The sequence below is a fragment of the Neobacillus sp. B4I6 genome (assembly GCF_050434045.1).
In the GTDB taxonomy this organism is placed as follows: Bacteria; Bacillota; Bacilli; order Bacillales; family Cytobacillaceae; genus Neobacillus.
Map to the genome: position 1 here is coordinate 1322229 of NZ_JBNPWB010000002.1, position 19012 is coordinate 1341240.

General features: G+C 39.7%; 20 protein-coding genes and 2 pseudogenes. 17 read left to right on the forward strand and 5 right to left on the reverse strand.

From position 1 onward, the window contains the following. Positions 1-13: 13 nt before the first annotated feature. Entirely contained in the window at positions 14-181 is a 168-nt protein-coding gene (locus QF028_RS08645; protein ID WP_215004594.1) for a serine protease, read from the forward strand. Between the two features lie 229 nt (positions 182-410). Here QF028_RS08645 and QF028_RS08650 read toward each other — a convergent pair whose 3' ends face one another. The 3 genes from QF028_RS08650 to madL all read right to left on the reverse strand — a co-directional run bounded on the left by QF028_RS08650 (position 411) and on the right by madL (position 2053). Beyond that, positions 411-590: a small acid-soluble spore protein H gene (locus tag QF028_RS08650; protein WP_215004593.1), complete on the reverse strand. Its 180-nt coding sequence runs from the start codon at positions 588-590 to the stop codon at positions 411-413. 304 nt (positions 591-894) lie between these two features. After that, a complete protein-coding gene (gene madM, locus QF028_RS08655) occupies positions 895-1659 on the reverse strand; it encodes a malonate transporter subunit MadM (protein ID WP_410885642.1) in 765 nt (254 codons plus the stop codon). After that, positions 1640-2053, reverse strand: coding sequence for a malonate transporter subunit MadL (madL, locus tag QF028_RS08660; protein WP_429464872.1), 414 nt, complete (start codon positions 2051-2053; stop codon positions 1640-1642). Before madL ends, madM begins: the two co-directional genes overlap by 20 nt. A gap of 297 nt (positions 2054-2350) precedes the next feature. Here madL and QF028_RS08665 point away from each other — a divergent pair, with 297 nt between their 5' ends. The 9 genes from QF028_RS08665 to QF028_RS08705 all read left to right on the forward strand — a co-directional run bounded on the left by QF028_RS08665 (position 2351) and on the right by QF028_RS08705 (position 11395). Then, entirely contained in the window at positions 2351-3001 is a 651-nt protein-coding gene (locus QF028_RS08665; RefSeq protein ID WP_429464873.1) for a GntR family transcriptional regulator, read from the forward strand. Between the two features lie 37 nt (positions 3002-3038). Next, a complete protein-coding gene (locus QF028_RS08670; protein WP_429464874.1) occupies positions 3039-3974 on the forward strand; it encodes an ACP S-malonyltransferase in 936 nt (311 codons plus the stop codon). A gap of 36 nt (positions 3975-4010) precedes the next feature. After that, a complete protein-coding gene (mdcA, locus tag QF028_RS08675; protein ID WP_429464875.1) occupies positions 4011-5657 on the forward strand; it encodes a malonate decarboxylase subunit alpha in 1647 nt (548 codons plus the stop codon). Between the two features lie 17 nt (positions 5658-5674). Continuing rightward, positions 5675-6544: a triphosphoribosyl-dephospho-CoA synthase gene (locus tag QF028_RS08680; RefSeq protein ID WP_429464876.1), complete on the forward strand. Its 870-nt coding sequence runs from the start codon at positions 5675-5677 to the stop codon at positions 6542-6544. Between the two features lie 213 nt (positions 6545-6757). Further along, positions 6758-7069 carry a malonate decarboxylase subunit delta gene (locus tag QF028_RS08685; RefSeq protein ID WP_429464877.1) on the forward strand — a complete coding sequence of 104 codons (312 nt, stop codon included), beginning with the start codon at positions 6758-6760 and terminating at the stop codon, positions 7067-7069. Beyond that, positions 7044-8741: a biotin-independent malonate decarboxylase subunit beta gene (gene mdcD, locus QF028_RS08690; protein ID WP_429464878.1), complete on the forward strand. Its 1698-nt coding sequence runs from the start codon at positions 7044-7046 to the stop codon at positions 8739-8741. The genes QF028_RS08685 and mdcD overlap by 26 nt, the downstream gene beginning before the upstream one ends. Beyond that, entirely contained in the window at positions 8732-9346 is a 615-nt protein-coding gene (locus QF028_RS08695) for a malonate decarboxylase holo-ACP synthase (protein ID WP_429464879.1), read from the forward strand. The genes mdcD and QF028_RS08695 overlap by 10 nt, the downstream gene beginning before the upstream one ends. Before the next feature lie 418 nt (positions 9347-9764). After that, on the forward strand, positions 9765-10214 hold the full coding sequence (locus tag QF028_RS08700) for a Gp49 family protein (RefSeq protein WP_251033117.1): 450 nt from the start codon (positions 9765-9767) through the stop codon (positions 10212-10214). A 440-nt stretch (positions 10215-10654) separates the two neighbouring features. After that, complete coding sequence (locus QF028_RS08705; protein ID WP_429464880.1) at positions 10655-11395, forward strand: GntR family transcriptional regulator; 741 nt, start codon at positions 10655-10657, stop codon at positions 11393-11395. A gap of 309 nt (positions 11396-11704) precedes the next feature. On the opposite strand, the pseudogene QF028_RS08710 reads toward QF028_RS08705, so the two are convergent. Next, a pseudogene (locus QF028_RS08710) lies at positions 11705-11989 on the reverse strand (transposase); the annotation flags it as partial. Position 11990: 1 nt separating this feature from the next. Further along, positions 11991-12296 (reverse strand): annotated as a pseudogene (locus tag QF028_RS08715) (transposase); the annotation flags it as partial. Between the two features lie 547 nt (positions 12297-12843). Between QF028_RS08715 and deoD the strand changes: the two are divergent. The 7 genes from deoD to QF028_RS08750 all read left to right on the forward strand — a co-directional run bounded on the left by deoD (position 12844) and on the right by QF028_RS08750 (position 18958). Beyond that, positions 12844-13563: a purine-nucleoside phosphorylase gene (deoD, locus tag QF028_RS08720; RefSeq protein WP_214732086.1), complete on the forward strand. Its 720-nt coding sequence runs from the start codon at positions 12844-12846 to the stop codon at positions 13561-13563. Positions 13564-13656: 93 nt separating this feature from the next. Further along, complete coding sequence (locus tag QF028_RS08725) at positions 13657-15057, forward strand: MFS transporter (protein WP_429464881.1); 1401 nt, start codon at positions 13657-13659, stop codon at positions 15055-15057. A gap of 123 nt (positions 15058-15180) precedes the next feature. Next, positions 15181-15498, forward strand: a complete 318-nt coding sequence (locus QF028_RS08730) for a hypothetical protein (protein ID WP_429472654.1) — start codon at positions 15181-15183, stop codon at positions 15496-15498. Positions 15499-15674: 176 nt separating this feature from the next. After that, positions 15675-16481 (forward strand): RQC-minor-1 family DNA-binding protein, encoded by an 807-nt coding sequence (locus tag QF028_RS08735; RefSeq protein ID WP_429464882.1) that lies wholly within the window; start codon positions 15675-15677, stop codon positions 16479-16481. A 17-nt stretch (positions 16482-16498) separates the two neighbouring features. Then, a complete protein-coding gene (locus QF028_RS08740) occupies positions 16499-16648 on the forward strand; it encodes a hypothetical protein (RefSeq protein ID WP_429464883.1) in 150 nt (49 codons plus the stop codon). Positions 16649-17163: 515 nt separating this feature from the next. Then, positions 17164-17661 carry a TRAP transporter small permease gene (locus QF028_RS08745; protein ID WP_168244362.1) on the forward strand — a complete coding sequence of 166 codons (498 nt, stop codon included), beginning with the start codon at positions 17164-17166 and terminating at the stop codon, positions 17659-17661. Between the two features lies 1 nt (position 17662). Continuing rightward, complete coding sequence (locus tag QF028_RS08750; protein ID WP_168244361.1) at positions 17663-18958, forward strand: TRAP transporter large permease; 1296 nt, start codon at positions 17663-17665, stop codon at positions 18956-18958. The last annotated feature ends 54 nt before the right edge of the window (positions 18959-19012 follow it).

Genomic DNA, 19012 nt, shown 5'->3' on the forward strand with positions numbered 1-19012 from the left:
GGGAGGTTATACGATGAATGTTCAAAAGATTAACGAGGAAATTACGCAAATGAAAACTAGCCTTGCTTTTTTAGAGGAGCGTTTAAAGGAAATTCAGCAAAATTGTGATCATCATTTTGATGGCGATCAATATTATGAAAAATGTTTGAAGTGTAATAAGGTAAATGTATTATATTATTAAACAAAACTCGACAAAAAGATAATCTAACAAGAGGGTATTAAAAAGATAGCCATGTAACCTTACCTTGATTAATAATCAGGGTAAGGTTTTTTAGTTTTTTCTATAAATTCCCATAGTAAAAACTATAATCACTTATTATTATTACAAATGCGAAACGGAACTTGAAAACACCACTTTGAAGTGATGTTTTCTTAGGAACTATGCTTTCACTTGAAGAAGATTTAACTAATTAATGTTCTATCAGACTTGATACGGAAACACTTTGTTTACTATTTGGTTCATCGAGAGAGTGGATTGTAGTTGTTCCGTTTTGTTTGTCTACATGCTCAATATAAATACGTGTTCCGTTATACGTTACATTAGCCATAGTCGATGAATTAGAAATTTCCTGTGCTCGTTGTACGTCCATGTCACGACCTCCTTTCCTTATTGAAACATTTTAAGTATTTCCTCTGAACTACTTGTTATACGTATATGGGCCTGTTTATAAATTTTCATGAGTGCCAAAATACGAGCATTAAAGCGATCGATTCGCGAGAAAAGGGGTTCGGAATGAAACCATTCCGAACCCCTTTTGTCGACAAACTGAGAGCCTCTCCATAAGGAAAGGCTCTTTTTTTTACTAAAAGAATTGTAAAGGTTTTTGAACAGTTCTCCACCGGAAAAAAACATTGTTAATAAGTATAAACGATTACCAGTAGAAAGTTAATTAATCAAGCAAAAATTGCTTTTGTTATCAAAAATAATACTGAAGGGCCAAGCAGGCAGCCTAAGCCAGTATAAAAAGTGGCGGTTACTGCTCCGTAGGGAACCAGTTTTGGGTCTGTTGCGGCTAATCCTCCGGCGACGCCGCTTGTTGTTCCCATTAATCCTCCATATACCATTGCCGTGCGCGGGTTGTTTAATCCGATATATTTTGCTACAAATGGGGTGCCGATCATCGTAAGGATTGATTTTACAAGCCCGGCTGCAATACTTATAGTAATGACTTCAGAGCTTGCCCCTATTGCTGCACCTGTAACCGGACCCACTATGTAGGTCGCTGTCCCAGCACCTATCGTGGTTAAGCTAACTGCGTCTTTATATCCGAACGCCAATGCAATACATACTCCGACAATAAAGGAGAGTATCACACCAATAAACAGAGATAAGACTCCATTTACTCCAGCCTTTTTAATTTCACTAAAGTTGGCCCCAAAGGCAGTGGCAACAATCGCAAAGTCCCGGAGCATACCTCCTCCCATCAGGCCGATTCCTGTAAAGAGGCTTATGTCTGCAATTCCTTTCTCTCCCCCTGTAATTACTCCTCCGATATAAGCAAGCAAAAGACCGAGGGTTATGGCAATAGCTGATCCGTGAATCCGCCCTTTTGTTAACTTGTCAGAAATGAAATATGAAAGATACATAGTAAAGCCAACAATGGCAAAAGAAACAATTAAACCATTATTTTGAAATATACTACCTAATGTTTCTAACACGCTGTTCGCCTCCTGTCATTTCATTTTCTTGAGTCTCAATAATCGTACCGCCCCTGCTAAGAAGGGGGACAACAGCCCAACTTATTAGCACTACGGTCACACCTGCAGTAATCGCAAGTACTCCTCCGTCAAGAGCTGCTACAACATTTTGCTGTGCCGACATGGCAACAACAATCGGGATGTACATTCCACTCCAAAAAGCCAGTCCTTCTTGCGTCTGTTTGTTTAACTTTTCTTTCTTTTTCAGGTATTCCACAATCAGAATCAGCATCAGCATGGCAAATCCGACACCGCCGACATTTGCGTCAATCCCCAGTATGTCTCCGAGGAGATCTCCAAAAAATACCCCTCCTAAAAAGCAAATAGATAATAAAGCGACACCAAAAATGATCATAGAATTTCTCCTTTTCAATTTTTTTGCTTTAGACTAAAGAGACAAAAGCTATAACGCGGAGAAAACAAAACAGTGCTGGCCTAGACAAAGAGGGGAGATTGAAAGATCAAGAGATGAGTAAGCGTTTCCAAACTAAGAATCAACAGTCGACTGTATTCTAAAATCCATAATAAAACGAAAGAAAAGAAAGTGTCAATTCATTTTTAAAATTTTCTAAAAATATTGAATTTTCTAAAGGTGGTGGTTATAATAATAATCGACAGTCGACCAAATTTTCTTTGAGGAGGAGACAGAGTCATGGAATCTCGTAAAATTAATGAAAATGCTCTATCAAACCATATAGCTGAACATATTACCGAGCAAATAATTAAGGGGGAGTTAGTACCAGGGGAAAAACTGATCGAACATATTTATGCAGAGGAGTATGGAACAAGCCGTGCGCCAGTACGGGAGGCCATTTATTTACTGTCGATTGAAGGTCTTGTGGAGAGAATACCGCGGAAGGGAGCGGTTGTAAAGGACTATACAGAGAATGAAATCTATGACCTCCTTGAAATACGTAATATGCTTGAAAAGATGGCCATCGAACGGATTCAGAGAAACGGAACGGATCATGGATGTCTGCAAAAAATGGCTGCTATTTTGAGAGAAATGAAGGATATTACTGATGTTCATCTGTATACCCAGTTAAATCACTCCTTTCATATGAAACTTGTGGAGATGAGTAAAAGTGAAACAATTAAAACGATGTATTCCCGTTTGGGCTGGCCGCTGCTTAGGATCCAGAGTCTTTCATTCGCAAATAACGGAAACATTGAAAAATCAGTACACGAACACGAAATGTTAATTGACCTTTTAACAAAGGATAACATAGCAGAGGCTGCCAAACTCTTAACTCGCCATAATCAGGATGTTATTTCTAGTATTAATAAAAAGTTTGCTCAATAGAGTTATATTGACTGGTGCCTAAAAAGGGGTATGAAAGATGAAACTAGCATTCTTATTTCCTGGCCAAGGATCCCAAAAGCCGAATATGCTTCATCATCTACACGATCACCCTGTAATTTCAGAGGTTATGCATCAAGCTGGTGATATTCTTGGAGAAAGCGTATACAAGTTGGATTCGATGGCTGCATTAGAATCGACGACTTCGGTTCAGGTTTCATTGTTTGTTTCGTCAGTTGCTGTTTTAAAAGCATTTGCATCCGAAGGTGTACTCCCAGACATTGCGGCAGGCCATTCTGTCGGCGCTTTCAGTGCAGCGGTCGCATGCAAGGCGATTGATTTTACTGATGCTGTCAGAATGGTGAAGCGTAGAGGACAATTGATGGAGCAGGCCTTTCCATCAGGTTATGGGATGGGGGTTATTACAGGAATCGACGTACGTACGATGAAAGGAATAGTAGAAACATATTTTATCGAAAAGGATCCTGTTTACGTAGCAAATATCAATGCACCAGATCAAGTTACGATTTCCGGTTCCATTGCGGGAATCGACAGGGTTATCAATCATGCAAGGGATAGAGGGGCTAGAAAAGCGGATGTCCTAAACATTAGTGTACCTTCACATTGCCCCTTACTCCGGCCGGTTTCAGTTTCTTTGTACGAAGAACTTTCAAAAATTCATTTTCGTTCACCAATTATTCCCTATGCTTGTAACAGGACTGCAAGGCTTTTAAAATCACCGGAAAAAATCAGAGAGGATCTTGCTTTTAATCTTTCACATCCAGTCAAATGGCATGATATCTCTTCGGTTCTTTGTGAACATGGAACAAGGCTTTTTATTGAAATGCCTCCAGGGAACGTCCTGGCCAGTTTAGCAAAAAAAGCTTTGCCTGGTGGCCGTGCTGTATCTGTTGAAGAAAATGGGTTTAGAAATTGTCTGTTATTGGCAAAACGTTTTTCTTCGGACCATTCATAAGTTTTAAAAATTATAAAATGAAGGGGGATACATAAAATGCAGACAATAAAACAACGTTCTTGGAAAACTCGATTAGAAGCCAAAGAAAAAAGAATCGCGAACATGAAAGGAATCGCCCATAATCGGATTATTCCCACAAACAAAATCGTTGAGTCACTTGAAACATTGATCATGCCAGGAGACCGTGTCGTTTTGGAGGGGAACAACCAGAAACAGGCATCATTCCTTTCGGAAGCTCTTGCCCAGGCTGATCCAAGAAAATTGTACGATTTGCATATGATTATGTCGAGTATATCCCGTCCTGAGCATTTGGATTTGTTCGAATCAGGAATCGCCAAAAAAGTGGATTTCTCCTATTCAGGGCCTCAAAGCCTTCGAATCGCGCAAATGCTTGAAGATGGCAAGCTAACCATAGGTGAAATTCACACATATGTTGAGCTGTATGGAAGGCTGTTCATCGATTTGATTCCATCTGTTGCTTTAGTGGCGGCCGACAAAGCCGACGCCGAAGGTAATTTATACACGGGACCAAACACGGAAGAAACTCCGACCCTTGTGGAAGCAGCAGCTTTTCGAGACGGAATTGTGATTGCCCAGGTAAATGAATTGGTAGATAAATTGCCGAGGGTTGATATACCAGGTTCCTGGATCGACTTTGTTGTTGTTGCGGATAAACCGTATCAGCTGGAGCCTCTTTTCACCCGGGATCCCCGGCATATTACTGATATTCAGGTACTTCAGGCTATGATGATCATTAGAGGTATCTATGAAAAACATCAAGTGAAATCGCTGAATCATGGGGTTGGTTATAATACGGCTGCAGTTGAACTGCTGCTCCCCACATACGGTGAGTCGCTAGGACTGAAGGGGAAAATATGTAAACACTGGGCTTTGAACCCGCACCCGACGCTTATCCCTGCGATTGAAAGCGGCTGGGTAGAAAGTATCCATTGCTTTGGCGGTGAAGTAGGCATGGAAAAATATGTGGCAGCAAGGCGTGATGTATTTTTTACAGGGCGGGATGGAAGTATGCGATCAAACCGTACACTATGTCAGCTTGCTGGACAATATGCAGTAGATTTGTTTGTCGGTTCTAGTTTACAAATAGACGCTGCAGGTAATTCCTCAACCGTAACCCGTGGCAGGCTGGCCGGGTTTGGAGGTGCACCAAATATGGGGCATGATCCAGGGGGACGGCGCCATTCTTCCCAAGCCTGGCTCGACATGATGACAAATGACGACCCACTTGTACGCGGCCGCAAACTGGTTGTCCAGGTCGTCGAAACATTTCAGAAGGGGAACAAACCAATTTTTGTTGAAAATTTGGACGCTGTGAATGTTAAACACGATGCCGGGCTTGCTGTTGCACCCGTTATGATTTACGGCCAGGATGTTACTCATATTGTGACAGAAGAAGGGATTGCCTACTTGTATAAAGCAAGCAGCTTGGAAGAGCGGAGACAGGCGATAGCAGCGATTGCGGGTGTTACTCCGATTGGACTTGAACATGATGTGAAAAAGACCGATAAATTGAGGAGAGAAGGGTTGATTGCACTTCCTGAAGACCTCGGAATTAAAAGGACAGAAGCAAAGCGTTCTTTACTGGCTGCCAAAAATATTGAAGAGCTAGTGGAATGGTCAGATGGGTTATATGAGCCGCCTGCTAAGTTTAGAAGCTGGTAACAGGGGGACTTTGAAGAATGAATCACATCCAAACAGATATTCAGAATCTTGGGAGGCTTGCAGTGCAATCGCTCATAGAGGAAGCAGAACTAACGCCAAAACCAGGGCTCGTTGATAAAGAAAATTCCGGAGCGCATACAGACATGTCGATAGATTTAATGATCAGATCGGCAAAAGCATTGGAGCCTGCATTCAGAGAGATGGCTAAGGCAAGTTATAAAAGCGAGTCGTCACAGGAACTGCGAGAAGAGATTGCCGCTATCGGGCGCCAAGGGGAAAAGGATATGTTCGAGGCTACATGTGGCGTTAACACACATAAGGGAGCCATTTGGGCATTAGGGCTGCTTGTCTCGAGCGCAGCCATGAACCCTGGAGAAACATCTATGGACAATATTGCTTTGTCCGCAGGAAAGCTTGCCCTTTTTCCAGACCGGAACCAACCAGAAGAAAAGACCAATGGTGCATATGTAAAAGAAAGGTACGGGGTCAATGGTGCCAAAGGTGAAGCTCAGCAAGGATTCCCCCATTTAAGAAAGATAGCTTTACCTGTTCTTTATACGTCAAGAAGAAAAGGTGTAACAGAAAATCTTTGCAGGTTAAACGTCTTAATTGCGCTTATGGCTAGTCTGGATGATACCTGTATTTTGCACCGTGGAGGTTCAAAAGCACTGGTCAGTACGAAGGAATTTGCCAATGAAATCCTGAAATCAGGCGGAGTTTGGACTGCAAATGGCGGGAAGGTTTTAAAACAGCTGGATCAATCCTTGCGCTGGACTAATGCTTCCCCAGGTGGAAGCGCAGATCTGCTGGCGGCTACTTTATTTCTGGATTCTCTTCATCTGTATACCAAGAACCAGACATATCCGCAAACTACATTAGCTAATTAATAGGCTGTGTTAAAGATTATTGTTGATTTTGTAACTATGTTGATTGGAGCGGAAGGCGCTAGACTCCTGCGGGAGGACGGGGCAGGGGAGACCCCGCAGGCGCTTAAGCGCCGAGGAGGCTCCCCGGACCGCCCGCGGAAAGCGAAGCGCCTGGAGCGCAAATCAATAGGCAAGTTTAACACAGCTAATTAATAAAAAAAGGAGGACTGCCAAATGGAAAGATTAACCTATCGTTTTCCTACAACTAAAATCCTTAAGTCGCATGCACACATTGGAGTAGTTGGATCAGGTGATCTTGAAATCTTAATGGAACCGACAGATGGGGAATATGCAGAGGTTACCATACGGACTGGAACCACAGGGTATGAAGAAATATGGAAGACTGTCCTTGAGAGGTTTTTTATACAAAATGCTGTATCCGCTAGGATTATGATTAATGATTTTGGAGCAACTCCCGGTGTTGTCACATTAAGACTCGCACAAGCATTGGAGGTGGCAAATGTTGCTGAATACATTAAAAAGTAGTTTTGTAGAATGTAGTGGCCGTGAAAGGGCACATATGTTACTTGATGATTCCAGCTTTAGGGAACTGCTTGATCCATTTTCTGGGGTTGAATCACCTCACTTGGAAACTCAGGGGATTGTTCCGCAAAGCGATGATGGAGTCATCATTGCCAGAGGAGAATTGAGTGGAAACTCTTTGTTAGTAATATCAATAGAAGGAAATTTTCAGGGGGGAGGAATTGGTGAAGTTTCAGGTGCTAAAATTGCAGGGGTTTTAGAACTTGCTTTGAAGGAAAATCAATCCGGCAAATACATTTATCCTGTTTTAATATTTGATTCTGGAGGAGTCAGGCTGCAAGAAGCAAATTATGGATTGTTGTCGATTGCAGAAATCGGGGCAGCGATTGTTGCTCTTAGGGAATATGTACCTGTCATTGGTATTATCCCAGGAAAAATCGGTGCCTTTGGAGGTATGTCCATTACCGCAGGCTTATGCAGTACGTTAATCATGACACGCGAAGGACGCCTCGGCTTAAATGGTCCAGAAGTAATTGAGCAAGAAGCAGGCATCGAGGAATTCGATTCGATGGACCGCCGTCTGATTTGGAACACCATCGGAGGAAATCAAAGAAAAGCATCTGGTTTCACCGAAATCTTGGTGGAAGATGATTGCGACAGATTGAAGCAATCCATACTTTCTTCCATCACGCAGGGTAAAGAGGAAACACCAAGAAGTGCTGAGGTTGATAGATATATAACCTTTTTAGAATCCGTTAATCCGTCTGAGAAACTGACCCCGGAAAAGATTAGATCCTTATGGATTCAGTCCGACCTAACCATTAAGGGGGATTGCGCTCAACGCGGTAAAATTGACTTAGGCGAAGGTGCTAAAAGCAGGGGACAAAAATGGTTTAATCTATTGACATCGGGGTCACCGGATATCGGAGAAATCCCTTCGGTGCTTTGTGCAGACTCCTTTATCGGCAATAAAGCTGCCCGTTTCCTTGCAGTTGTCCCTGATAAAGCCAGCCGCTTTCCAAGAGCCAGGGCAGGTGAATTCGGACTAGAACAGGGATGGATGATCGCCAAGTATATCCGGGAAGCAATGGAGGAGGACCGAAATAATGAGAAGCGAGCAATTGTTGCAATTGTCGATGTACCGAGTCAGGCGTACGGATACCGTGAAGAACTTTTGGGAATCCATCAGGCATGCGCAGCAGCTGTGGATGCCTATGCATCAGCAAGATTGGCAGGCCATCCAGTGATTGCATTTATTCCAGGTAAGGCGATTTCAGGAGCTTTCCTTTCCCATGGGATGCAGGCCAATCGGCTAATCGCTTTGGATGATGAGGGTGTAAATGTGCATGTGATGTCCAAACAATCAGCTGCAAGAATTACACTTCGAACAATTGATGAACTCGAAGAAGCAACGAAAAAAGTCCCGGCGATGGCGTATGATATCAAATCCTTTGAAAAACTAGGCGCACTTCATGAACTTATTGTCGGAGTCAATGCAGATGATCCTAATGAAACTGATCTACTGATCGTATGCAGTAAATTAATGTATGCAATCGCAGACATAAAAAACAGCCCAAGGGATTTAAGCAGCCGGCTAACTTCTACTTTTGCCAGAAATGGCGGACGGTCAGCTTCCATTTTGGTCAGAGAAAAGTTGAAAGAACAATGGTGTTAGAACCACATGATCTACTGGAGATTAACCGTAGGGATTTAATTAGCCACTCTCCAATCCCTGATTGGGCTTTACTTTCCCTTGAAATTGCTCCATTTGTAGTTGTCCGCAGGGCAATTGCTCCTAATGGGCAGGTAGCTGTCGGGATTAGGGGCAGAAATAGAAATGAAAGATTTGCCGCATTTTTACCGAAAAATCGAGTGTTTCGGCAAATTAAACCAGAACATCTTACTAAAAGTTATCTGTGGGAAATTAAACAGTCACCTGTGTTTTCAGCTCTGACAAATTCTGCAGACCTATTTAACAAATACAGTCTTTCCTGGGGCCCAGGAGGCAGTGTTGGCTTTGAACTTGCCAGCAAAGTTGAAACCGTAACTTTAGAAAGTGATCTAGATATTATCATTCGTGCCGCTGAACAGCTCCCAATGGATGTGGGTGTCCAGATCATTCATGAATTGAAGAAAAGCCCGGTAAGAATAGATGTACAAGTAGAAACACCAGCTGGTTCGTTTTCTTTAAGCGAGTATGTAAGGGGCAGTGATCTTGTATTATTAAAAACAATATACGGTCCAAGGATGAGTAAAAATCCTTGGAATGATCCAAAATAATAAACAAAAAGCGGTACAATTCTTTTAAAATAGAATTGTACCGCTTTTTTTATTTAAGGAAAAACCAAGTTCATTTGAATAACCAAATAGAGTGCCAGGCACAACATTATCTGAACTACTTATCCATATAAGGATTTATGGTGAAATCATTTAATCTCTAAAATTGTTTGTTTTTTAATTGAAATTTCCTTCGAGCTTACTGATTGACTTGAATCCTTTTTGGTAAAGATTGAATAACCCATTGCCACGTAAGTTAAGCCCCAGAAGAAGGCAAACCAATTTAGCCTTCTTGCGATGTGGCCTGGCTTTTTTCGTATGAACGGTTGTAATTTTTTCTCAAGTTTCACAGCTTTTCTGCATGCTGAATAGACTAGTTTAACGGAAGTTTTTTTAAAAAGGCATGGTGGAGGGAAAGAGCTTGAAGATATACCAAGTGAAAGGGTCGCCAGATATTGTAATGGAATTGTTGGAAATCACAGCGAATGGGAAAGTGAAGGTTAGGGATATCATCAATGATGAGGTCATTGAAACAACAATGGGAGCCTTTGAAATGGCATTTGAACCATCATCCGATTATTCCTTTATTGCGAAACAACAGGCAAAGAAACTAATGATAAATCATAGTGTACCAGCGGATATCAATGAAATGATCGAAAAATCTCAGGTTAAAGTTATTAAGGCTTTTGGAAGATGCACTATGGTTGCGGTCCAGCTGCCCAATGGGTTTATCATCACCGAATCGATAACCAGTGTAGATGCGGCATCCTATAACAAAGAAACAAACACCCAGATTTGTTTGGAACGGATTAAACATAAAATTAGTGAGCTTGAAGCTTACAAAACTCAAAGTATAGCGATACAGTCTTAGAATGTGGAGCTGCGAAAAGTCCGAACCCTGAATGCAAGAATCATTGTGTTCAGGTTTTTTTTATGTTGACCCTGTTTTTCTAAATAGAAAGAGCTAAACTGTGGCCACCTGAGGTCTAGGCTCCGTTCAGTTTCCCTTAGATAGGCCCATACCATATCAATTAATCAGCGAGATCCGTTAAATTTAGAGTTGCTGAGAATATAAAGAAAGCAACGGGAAAAGTGAAACAAAGCTAATGTGAATTATATGAAACGGAGGATCGTATTAGGAAAAGAAAAGGAACGCACCTATTTTTCATTATTAAATTAGGACTATTTTATGAATTGTATTAATTTCAATAGCAAAGTACGCTACAATAGAGAAAACAAAAAGCATAGTGAGATAAGCAACCTTAAAAGTAAGATTACAAATATTATTGAAATTAATAGGTGTGTATTAATATGAACAAAAAACTGAATGAGCCCACTAAAAATAAACAACCCTTATTCGTTACAGTCTATGACCGACTGTACAAACAGATTATGGATGGAACGTTTCCGCCTGATAGCCGACTGCCCACAGAACCAGAATTAGCAAAAGTATTTGGGGTTAGTAGAATGACATTAAGGCAAGCTTTGTCCCTTTTGCAAGAAGATGGACTGGTGAAGAACATCCATGGAAAAGGTAATTTTATTACGAAAGTCCATCAAAATGAAAACAAAATTGGATTGGAGAAATTGGGGAATCCCTTATATAAATGCTTTCCGGAAAAAGTGGATGATGTCGAGCTTAGTTTAAGGATGGAATTAGTCACAGACTATTCAGTGCAGGTATTGAACCGTCCGCTGACTGCGGTTGTTGCAGTGGACCGCTGGTATATGAGCGGCAATAAGGTAGCAGCCTATGCTTTTACCATAATGTCTATTGAAGCAGTTTCGGAGTTAGAGTTGGACTTACAGAATGAGAAACAATTATTAGAAATGTTAGAAACAGAAGTATATGAACTAGCCAATTCCTCTACAATCGAAATAAAACGTTCTCATTCCATAAATACTCCATCGTTAAAATATCAAATTTTTGATGGAGGGGATTGTGATTTGATTTTAGAAAGCGTCTATATCAGCGATAAATATCCAGTTGTCTATAATAAATATTATATCCCAACAGAGTTTAGTCAAATAAGGATAAATACTAAGAAATAGTGTCAGCAGTAAATATCGGGTTTACAGATCCTACCTAGCTATTTCCTTGGTAAACAAAAAAAGGCGGTGTCATTTTTATAATGACACCGCCAGATTGTCGAGAAAGGGTATTTTTCTCGGCATTTTTTTATTCTCAGCATTTAATTATTCATTGTACCTGCTAATGGGCCTGTTGATTTCCGCTCTAGGCACTTCGCTTTCCGCGGGCGGTCCGGGGAGCCTCCTCGGCGCTTGCGCCTGCGGGGTCTCCCCAGCCCCGTCCTCCCGCAGGAGTCTACGTGCCTTCCGCGGAAATCAACAGGGAGGTAATCAACCTAAAGAATTGCAACACACTTTTTCTAGCCTTGCTAATTGTGTTGCAATCTTTTTCATATTTTGGCAGGCTGCCGTAAGGAGAGCCTGTTCGCTTGCTTTCTTCAATCCCCGTAACCGGCAATAGCGAAGCCCGTGCAGCTCTTTTGAGTCTGCGAAGCTTCGCTCAATTTTTTCCTTTCTAAATTTATAAAGCATTTTTCCAGATTTAGATAAGCGATTTTCCCTTACCTTTTCCTTGTGCTCTTCCCAAACATGACGTGTCACTTCTTTTACCTTATTTGTGTGGAACAGGATCCTTAAATTTCAGGCCTAAAAACCAGCGGTAGGCAACATTCATTTCAATTTCTCTTTGTAATTGTCGCTCGGATCGGATGCCATAAATATAACCAATAAACATCATTTTAAATAGAATAGTGGGATCGGAAGGGCGTCCGTTATCATCACTATAATAAGGACGTACCTTTTCAAGAAGGAATGAAAGATCAATCTATTTATCGATTAAACGAAGAAGGTGATTGTTAGGAACCAATTCATCAATAGAAACAAATTCATATTCACTTTGGGTAGATACTCTTGGTTTAAACATAGATTTCACCACTTAATTTTTTATTTTTTGGTTGTGTTAAGAGCAGTGTATTATTGATTTTACAGCTCTGTTGATTTGTGCGGAAGGCACGCAGACTCCTGCGGGAGTACGGGACAGGGGAGACCCCGCAGGCGCTTCAGCGCCGAGGAGGCTCCCCGGCACGCCCGCGGAAAGCGAAGTGCCTGGAGCGCAAATCAACAGACATGTTGCAAAGCCTATATATTAATAATATTATAATAAATTAACGCGGTGAATGGTTAAAGTTATTGTAGAAAATAAGAGGCTGTCGAAAGTTTCTCGACAGCCTGGCGGTGTCATTTTTATAATGACACCGCTTTTTTTGTTACAGATTGTACATATTTTTATTAAAACAAGGTTGTGGGCAAATGTTTGGTGTGATATCCTTATTATTGTTGAAGGTCATACAAGTTTTTATACAACTATACAACGTTGTAAGATTAGTGGTGGATCTAAATGAAAACGCAAACAAACATACTACTTTCTTGTTTTCAATACGAGAAGGAAACTCAAATGGAGGAGAGATATGATGAGTACTATAGAACATAAGGAAACCCCACATATAAAACCTAATGGGGTAGAAATTGCTGAAACAATCCTTTTACCAGGAGATCCCTTAAGAGCAAAGTTTATTGCAGAAACCTATTTGGATGACGTTGTTCAGTTTAATTCAGTGCGCAATATGCTTGGTTTTACCGGAACCTATAAAGGAAAGAAAGTCTCTACTATGGGAACTGGTATGGGCATGCCAAGTATGAGTCTCTACTCATGGGAATTAATAAATGTATTTGGTGTGAAAAATTTAATTCGTATTGGTACATGCGGTGCTATTCAGGACAATATGAATTTGTATGATATTGTAATGGCGATGGGTGCTTCTACAGATTCTCGTTATGTTCATCAATACAATCTGCCAGGAGAATTTTCTAATATTGCCTCGTTTACGTTATTAGAGAAGGCCAAAAAAGCAGCCGATGAAAAAAGACTACCTGTCCATGTTGGAAATGTCCTTAGTAGCGATATCTTTTATAATGCCGATGAAAGCGCAATAGAAAAGTGGCGGAAGATGGGAATTTTATGTGCTGAAATGGAGACAGCTGGTCTTTATATGAATGCAGCCTATGCTGGGGTAAACGCACTGACAATTTTAACAGTAAGTGATCATATTATTCGAGATGAACAAACGACACCAGAAGAAAGACAAAAAGCTTTTACCAATATGATGGAAATCGCCTTGGAACTAGCTTAATAAACGAAATCTTGATATATAACATGACAAATCTACTGGATATTTTCCTTCATTCATGTGACGATTTCCTGTAGCACAAAAGGAGAGAGAAAGATGGCGACAATAAGTGCAGATATAAGCGTGACTGATGCATCAGAGTATAATGTTAAAAAAGCGGTTCCTGTTATCTTACTATTATTTTTACTATGTTTGATTATAGATAATTCTTTTAAAATTATTTCTGTAGATATGGCGAAGGATTTCAATATCTCTGCAACAACAGTTAGCTGGCAAGCAACATTAGCGGGACTTGTAATTGGAATTGGAGCTGTTGTTTACGCAGCCTTGGCAGATTCCATTAGTATCAGAAAACTATTTAGCGTCGGAATTATTTTAATTTGTGTTGGTTCTGTAATGGGATATATTTTTCAACAATCGTTCATAATGGTCGTAGTATCACGAATTGTTCAAACTGCTGGCTTGGCATCTGCTGAAACATTATATGTTATATTTGTAACCAAACATCTTCCTGCAAGTGAACAAAAGAAGTTTTTAGGATTAAGTACTAGCAGCTTTGCCCTTTCACAAGTAATTGGTGCATTAACAGGCGGCTTTATATCTACTTATTTCCATTGGACAACGCTTTTTTTAGTTCCATTAGTCACCCTTTTCATTCTTCCTTTTATTCTAAAATATCTTCCTAAGGAAGAGGGGAAAGGCAATCATGTAGATGTGCTAGGATTATTTTTAGTTGGATCAATTGCTGCATTTCTTCTATTATATATTACAGATTTCAATTGGATTTATCTTCTCTTATTAATTGGAGCCATTGCGCTCTTCCTAGTTTATATTAGCAAAAATACAAAAGCATTCATTGGTATTTCTTTCTTTCAAAATAAGCAGTTTCTTTCCCTGCTTGCAGTTGCTTTTGTTGTCTATTCTGTCCAATTAGCATATATTTTCTTGTTTCCATTTTTATTAGAATCGATTTATCATTTGAAACTAGATACCATTTCGCTATTATTAATTCCAGCATATGTCCTAGCAGCTATTGTGGGGGCCCTATCTGGAAAAGTAGCTAAAATTATGGGCACCAAGCAGTGTATTACGATTGCAATTATCGGAATCACAGCTAGTCTATTGTTAGGCGGATTCTTTGTAAAAAGTTCGGTAATAATATTTGTTTTATCAATGGTTGTATTCTCTAGCTCGTTTGCATTCATGTATGCACCGATGCTTGATAATTGTATTAGGACTATTTCAAAAGAAAATTCTGGAACAGCAATCGGTTTTTATAATTTGATCCTTAATGTCGCTGCTTCCATTGGAATTGCTTATACAGCAGCAATGATGGACAATTCTGCTATGAAAGTCAAACTACTGGGATACATCAACAATTCGAATGCATCCTTATATAGTAATGTCTTATTTGTACTGGCATTTTTGGCTGTTTTCAGTTTGTTTCTATACTGGGTTTTAGTGGGCAGAAAGATGAAAATGGCAGTAAGTAACTAGAAGACACAGTGCTGATCATGCTTTTATGGAGTTTTGTTCTAGTGGATTTGTATTGGAAGGGAAATGTAAAAAGTGTGGTAATGAAGTGGCAAGAGTTATTGATTAAAGGAGAAATAATCAATAATGCAAATCACATTTGAAAATATGATTAATACTTGCTTTGAAATGGGATTGTTGGAGTCAGTAAGTGAGGTCAGGATCTCTCAGGTTTTCTTTGAAAAAGTGATTAAATTATTCATCATCAATTTATTTAATTTAGGAAATCGCTCAGTTGAATTGACTGAGCGATTTTTTATAAAGCAACCTAGACTTATGTCTTCAACCACAACAATGCGGAAAACTATTGAAGAAAACGAAACTTACCTAGCTTATAGATGGTTTCTTGGCTTTCGATTTCATGATAAAGTGCCAGTATTGAAAAATGAATGTGGCCGTGTGTAAAAAAAGTCTCTCTGGTTTTTAGGGAGGCTATTATTTTTCTTCAATGGTTATTAGTCTCTGTTCGCTGGTGTGATATAATAATACAAACATACGCTCTTGTTTATTGGTTTAAAGCCCATTTTCGAGGTGCTATATTTGTAATAGGTTGAGTTTTTTTTAAATGAGGGATGACGACGATGGTTAAAAAAGGAAAACAAGTGAGATATGAACTTAATCCAAACGGAATTAAGTCGATGCCAGACAATGAAATTAAAACTATTTTACGTGGGGCAGATGATTTGATCCTGAGTGGCGGCCGGGCAATGCTTGCCAAAATTCTTGCGGGATCAAAAGATAAAAAGTTATTAGAACTAGAATTGCACCACAGCCCTGTATACGGGGCATTCAAAGGTGTTCCACAAAAAGAGATTCTCGCAAAAATAGACTGGCTGATTCTTCATCATTATTTAGCCATCGAGTATAATGGCAGACTCCCATTGCTTGTCTATACGGATAATGGCTGGGACATTGAACGCGAGACCTATGCTGATGAATTATTGGAAAAGCTTATTGATGCTGCTGAAAATAGAACTTATGAATTTGTTGAAACATTAAAAGACCGGAACCGCAGCTTGATTCTTCTTTTATTAGATAAGATTGCAAATTCAGGCAATAAAGAGTTAATCACAATCCTGGATGCGTGGAAATCGATTGAATATAAAAAAGTCAGGACCAGGATCCAAGAAGTTATCGAACTGTTGGAGAAAGTAGAAGAAGAACCTGAAAAAATACATAATCAAGAAGTGATCTCTTTTTCCGCAAATAAACAATGGCTTTCTATTCCTGCAGAAATCCGTAGAAAATTAGAACAAAATGTTTGGTGCGTTTCTTGTTGTGATGTGGTTAAAATTGAAAGATATACAGTCAAAGAATTTCCTACTGGAATTGTATTGGAAGGGGAATGTCACAAGTGTGGTGGTAACGTGGCAAGAGTTATTGACTAAAGGAGAAATGATCAATAATGCAAATAACATTTGAAAATATTTATACACTAATTACCAATGCTGGGTATATTGACCTTGCTCAATTAACAGAAGTTACGGAATCAGACATTTTGAAGTTACATGGTGTTGGACCGAAAGCGGTGAGAATTCTAAATGAGTCCCTTTGAGAAAAAGGACTTTCTTTTGCAAAAAAATCATAAAAATGATGACCGCTAAGTGGGAAAAACTAGTCTGACAGTAACCAAAGGAAGATTACACAACGATTTAAGACTCACATACGCAGAAAAAAGCACAACTAGCTGAAAATCCACTAGTTGTGCTTTTTGTGCGCAAAACTTCCGATTGTCCCCTATAAGAAACGTCCCCATGTTCTATGCCATTTATATAATGCAATAGCATTGATGCTATTAATAATCTTTCTCCACCGTTTCGAAACTACTATCTAGTATTGATAGAGCCAATTATTATTACTAGTTGATGGAATACAGGTAACATGATAAGTTTAAATATATAATTTATTTGTTTATTAAACTTACAAAAATACTTAAATAGTTTCAAATTGAAAGAATTTCAAATTCCACCTAAAAAAATCACAAATTATCCTAAAAAAAGAACATTCAAAAACATTCAAAAGATTCATAAAATGAGAGACAGGAAAACGTTTTCAAATGGGGGGAATCAAATGAATGTAATCAAAAAAGTAGGTCTAGTCATCGATACCATTTTTGAAAAATTCACTCTACTATCGTTAATTGCTTTAATTTTTGTCGTCACCCTACAAGTTTTTACCAGGAAATTATTTAATTTTGTTTTCTTTTGGTCAGAGGAAGTTACTCTTTTGTTACTCGCTTGGTTTGCCTTTATGGCTATAGCAGTGGGATTCCGAGAGTATATCCATTTAGGCATTGATTCTTTCACGAATCTATTTCCTAAAAGTTTTAATAAAGTTTTAGATAAAATTATCAGTGCCTCTATTTTTGCTTTCGGATTATATTTGGTAATCCAGGGCTGGGACTTCACGGTATTGATGATGGATTCAACCCTGCCGGCGACAAAATGGCCAAGTAGTATCACCTATGCGGTGATGCCAGTCACTGGTGTGATGATTTGTGTTTATTCTCTTTTACAATTCTTTAACATTAACACCACTCGCCACAAAGAGATAGAGGAGGGCATGTAACTTGGACAGCAACACAATTGGGATCATTATCTTACTGTCAAGCTTTGTTATTTTAATCTTACTTCGTTTCCCCATTGCCCTTACGTTGATTGCCTCGTCATTACTGACGGTTATCTATCTAGGTATACCTCTTCCGGTAGTGGGCCAGCAAATGATTCAAGGGATGAATTCCTTTTCTTTACTTGCGATTCCGTTCTTTATTTTGACCGGACAAATTATGAGTGAAGGCGGCCTAGCGACTCGAATTGTGAATCTGGCAAGTTTAATGGTTGGTAGAATTCGCGGTGGGCTCGCCATGGTTAACAGTGTAGCTGCATTGTTCTTTGGAAATATCTCAGGTTCTGCCGTCGCCGACGTTTCTTCCGTTGGGTCTGTTATGATTCCGATGATGAAAAAGAAGGGATACGAAGCAGACTATGCAGTGGGAGTAACGATTGCATCGGCCATTCAAGGTGTAGTTGTTCCGCCGAGTCATAATCTTGTTTTGTACTCCTTAGCAGCAGGTGGTGTTTCCATCGCCAGTTTATTTATGGCTGGGATTGTTCCTGGATTTATTATGTTAATTTCCTTAATGATCACGGGTTACATTATTGCTAGAAAACGAGGCTACCAAAAAGCGGACCCTGTTCCAAAGTCAGAAATTGGCGGGATCCTTCTACATGGACTTTTATCCTTGAGCCCAGCAGTCATTATTTTGGGGGGGATTATGAGTGGCTGGTTTACTGCAACGGAATCTGGGGCATTAGCTTGTTTGTATTCTTTTATTCTAGCGTTTGTTGTCTATAGGGAAGCAAAATTTTCTAATGTATGGAAAATATTAACCCGGACGATGAGAACTGTTTCGATGGTATTTTTCTTAATAGCAGCATCAGCTTCGTTTGGATGGATATTAGCTTACCTGAAAATTCCTTCAATGGTAACGAACTTATTTTTAAGTATTTCTGATAACCCTATTATTATTCTATTGATTATTAATATTTTGTTGCTTCTCCTTGGAGCACCAATGGACATGGCGCCAATGATTTTAATTATGACACCTATTCTCCTTCCAGTTGTAACCAGCTTTGGAATGGATCCGGTGCACTTCGGAATTGTCCTGATTTTAAATGCTGGGATTGGCCTATTAACGCCGCCGGTAGGAACCGTTTTGTTCGTCGGATGTGCGATAGGAAAGGTCTCGATACAACAAGGGACAAAAGCAATGATGCCATTTTTCTACGCTTTACTAGTTGTTCTGTTGGTTATTACCTATATTCCTGAGGTAGTCCTGTGGCTTCCTAATATGTTAGTCAAGTAACCGAAGGAAAGGTGAAAATAAAATAATAAAATTTTTTAAGGGAGGGTTACAAGA

Excerpts from the sequence above, each read along its gene's own strand:
- QF028_RS08645 (WP_215004594.1), top strand. The coding sequence starts at position 14 with ATGAATGTTCAAAAGATTAACGAGGAAATTACGCAAATGAAAACTAGC.
- QF028_RS08650 (WP_215004593.1), bottom strand. The coding sequence starts at position 590 with ATGGACGTACAACGAGCACAGGAAATTTCTAATTCATCGACTATGGCT.
- madL (WP_429464872.1), bottom strand. The coding sequence starts at position 2,053 with ATGATCATTTTTGGTGTCGCTTTATTATCTATTTGCTTTTTAGGAGGG.
- QF028_RS08665 (WP_429464873.1), top strand. The coding sequence starts at position 2,351 with ATGGAATCTCGTAAAATTAATGAAAATGCTCTATCAAACCATATAGCT.
- QF028_RS08670 (WP_429464874.1), top strand. The coding sequence starts at position 3,039 with ATGAAACTAGCATTCTTATTTCCTGGCCAAGGATCCCAAAAGCCGAAT.
- mdcA (WP_429464875.1), top strand. The coding sequence starts at position 4,011 with ATGCAGACAATAAAACAACGTTCTTGGAAAACTCGATTAGAAGCCAAA.
- QF028_RS08680 (WP_429464876.1), top strand. The coding sequence starts at position 5,675 with ATGAATCACATCCAAACAGATATTCAGAATCTTGGGAGGCTTGCAGTG.
- QF028_RS08685 (WP_429464877.1), top strand. The coding sequence starts at position 6,758 with ATGGAAAGATTAACCTATCGTTTTCCTACAACTAAAATCCTTAAGTCG.
- mdcD (WP_429464878.1), top strand. The coding sequence starts at position 7,044 with ATGTTGCTGAATACATTAAAAAGTAGTTTTGTAGAATGTAGTGGCCGT.
- QF028_RS08695 (WP_429464879.1), top strand. The coding sequence starts at position 8,732 with ATGGTGTTAGAACCACATGATCTACTGGAGATTAACCGTAGGGATTTA.
- QF028_RS08705 (WP_429464880.1), top strand. The coding sequence starts at position 10,655 with ATGAACAAAAAACTGAATGAGCCCACTAAAAATAAACAACCCTTATTC.
- deoD (WP_214732086.1), top strand. The coding sequence starts at position 12,844 with ATGAGTACTATAGAACATAAGGAAACCCCACATATAAAACCTAATGGG.
- QF028_RS08725 (WP_429464881.1), top strand. The coding sequence starts at position 13,657 with ATGGCGACAATAAGTGCAGATATAAGCGTGACTGATGCATCAGAGTAT.
- QF028_RS08730 (WP_429472654.1), top strand. The coding sequence starts at position 15,181 with ATGCAAATCACATTTGAAAATATGATTAATACTTGCTTTGAAATGGGA.
- QF028_RS08735 (WP_429464882.1), top strand. The coding sequence starts at position 15,675 with ATGGTTAAAAAAGGAAAACAAGTGAGATATGAACTTAATCCAAACGGA.
- QF028_RS08740 (WP_429464883.1), top strand. The coding sequence starts at position 16,499 with ATGCAAATAACATTTGAAAATATTTATACACTAATTACCAATGCTGGG.
- QF028_RS08745 (WP_168244362.1), top strand. The coding sequence starts at position 17,164 with ATGAATGTAATCAAAAAAGTAGGTCTAGTCATCGATACCATTTTTGAA.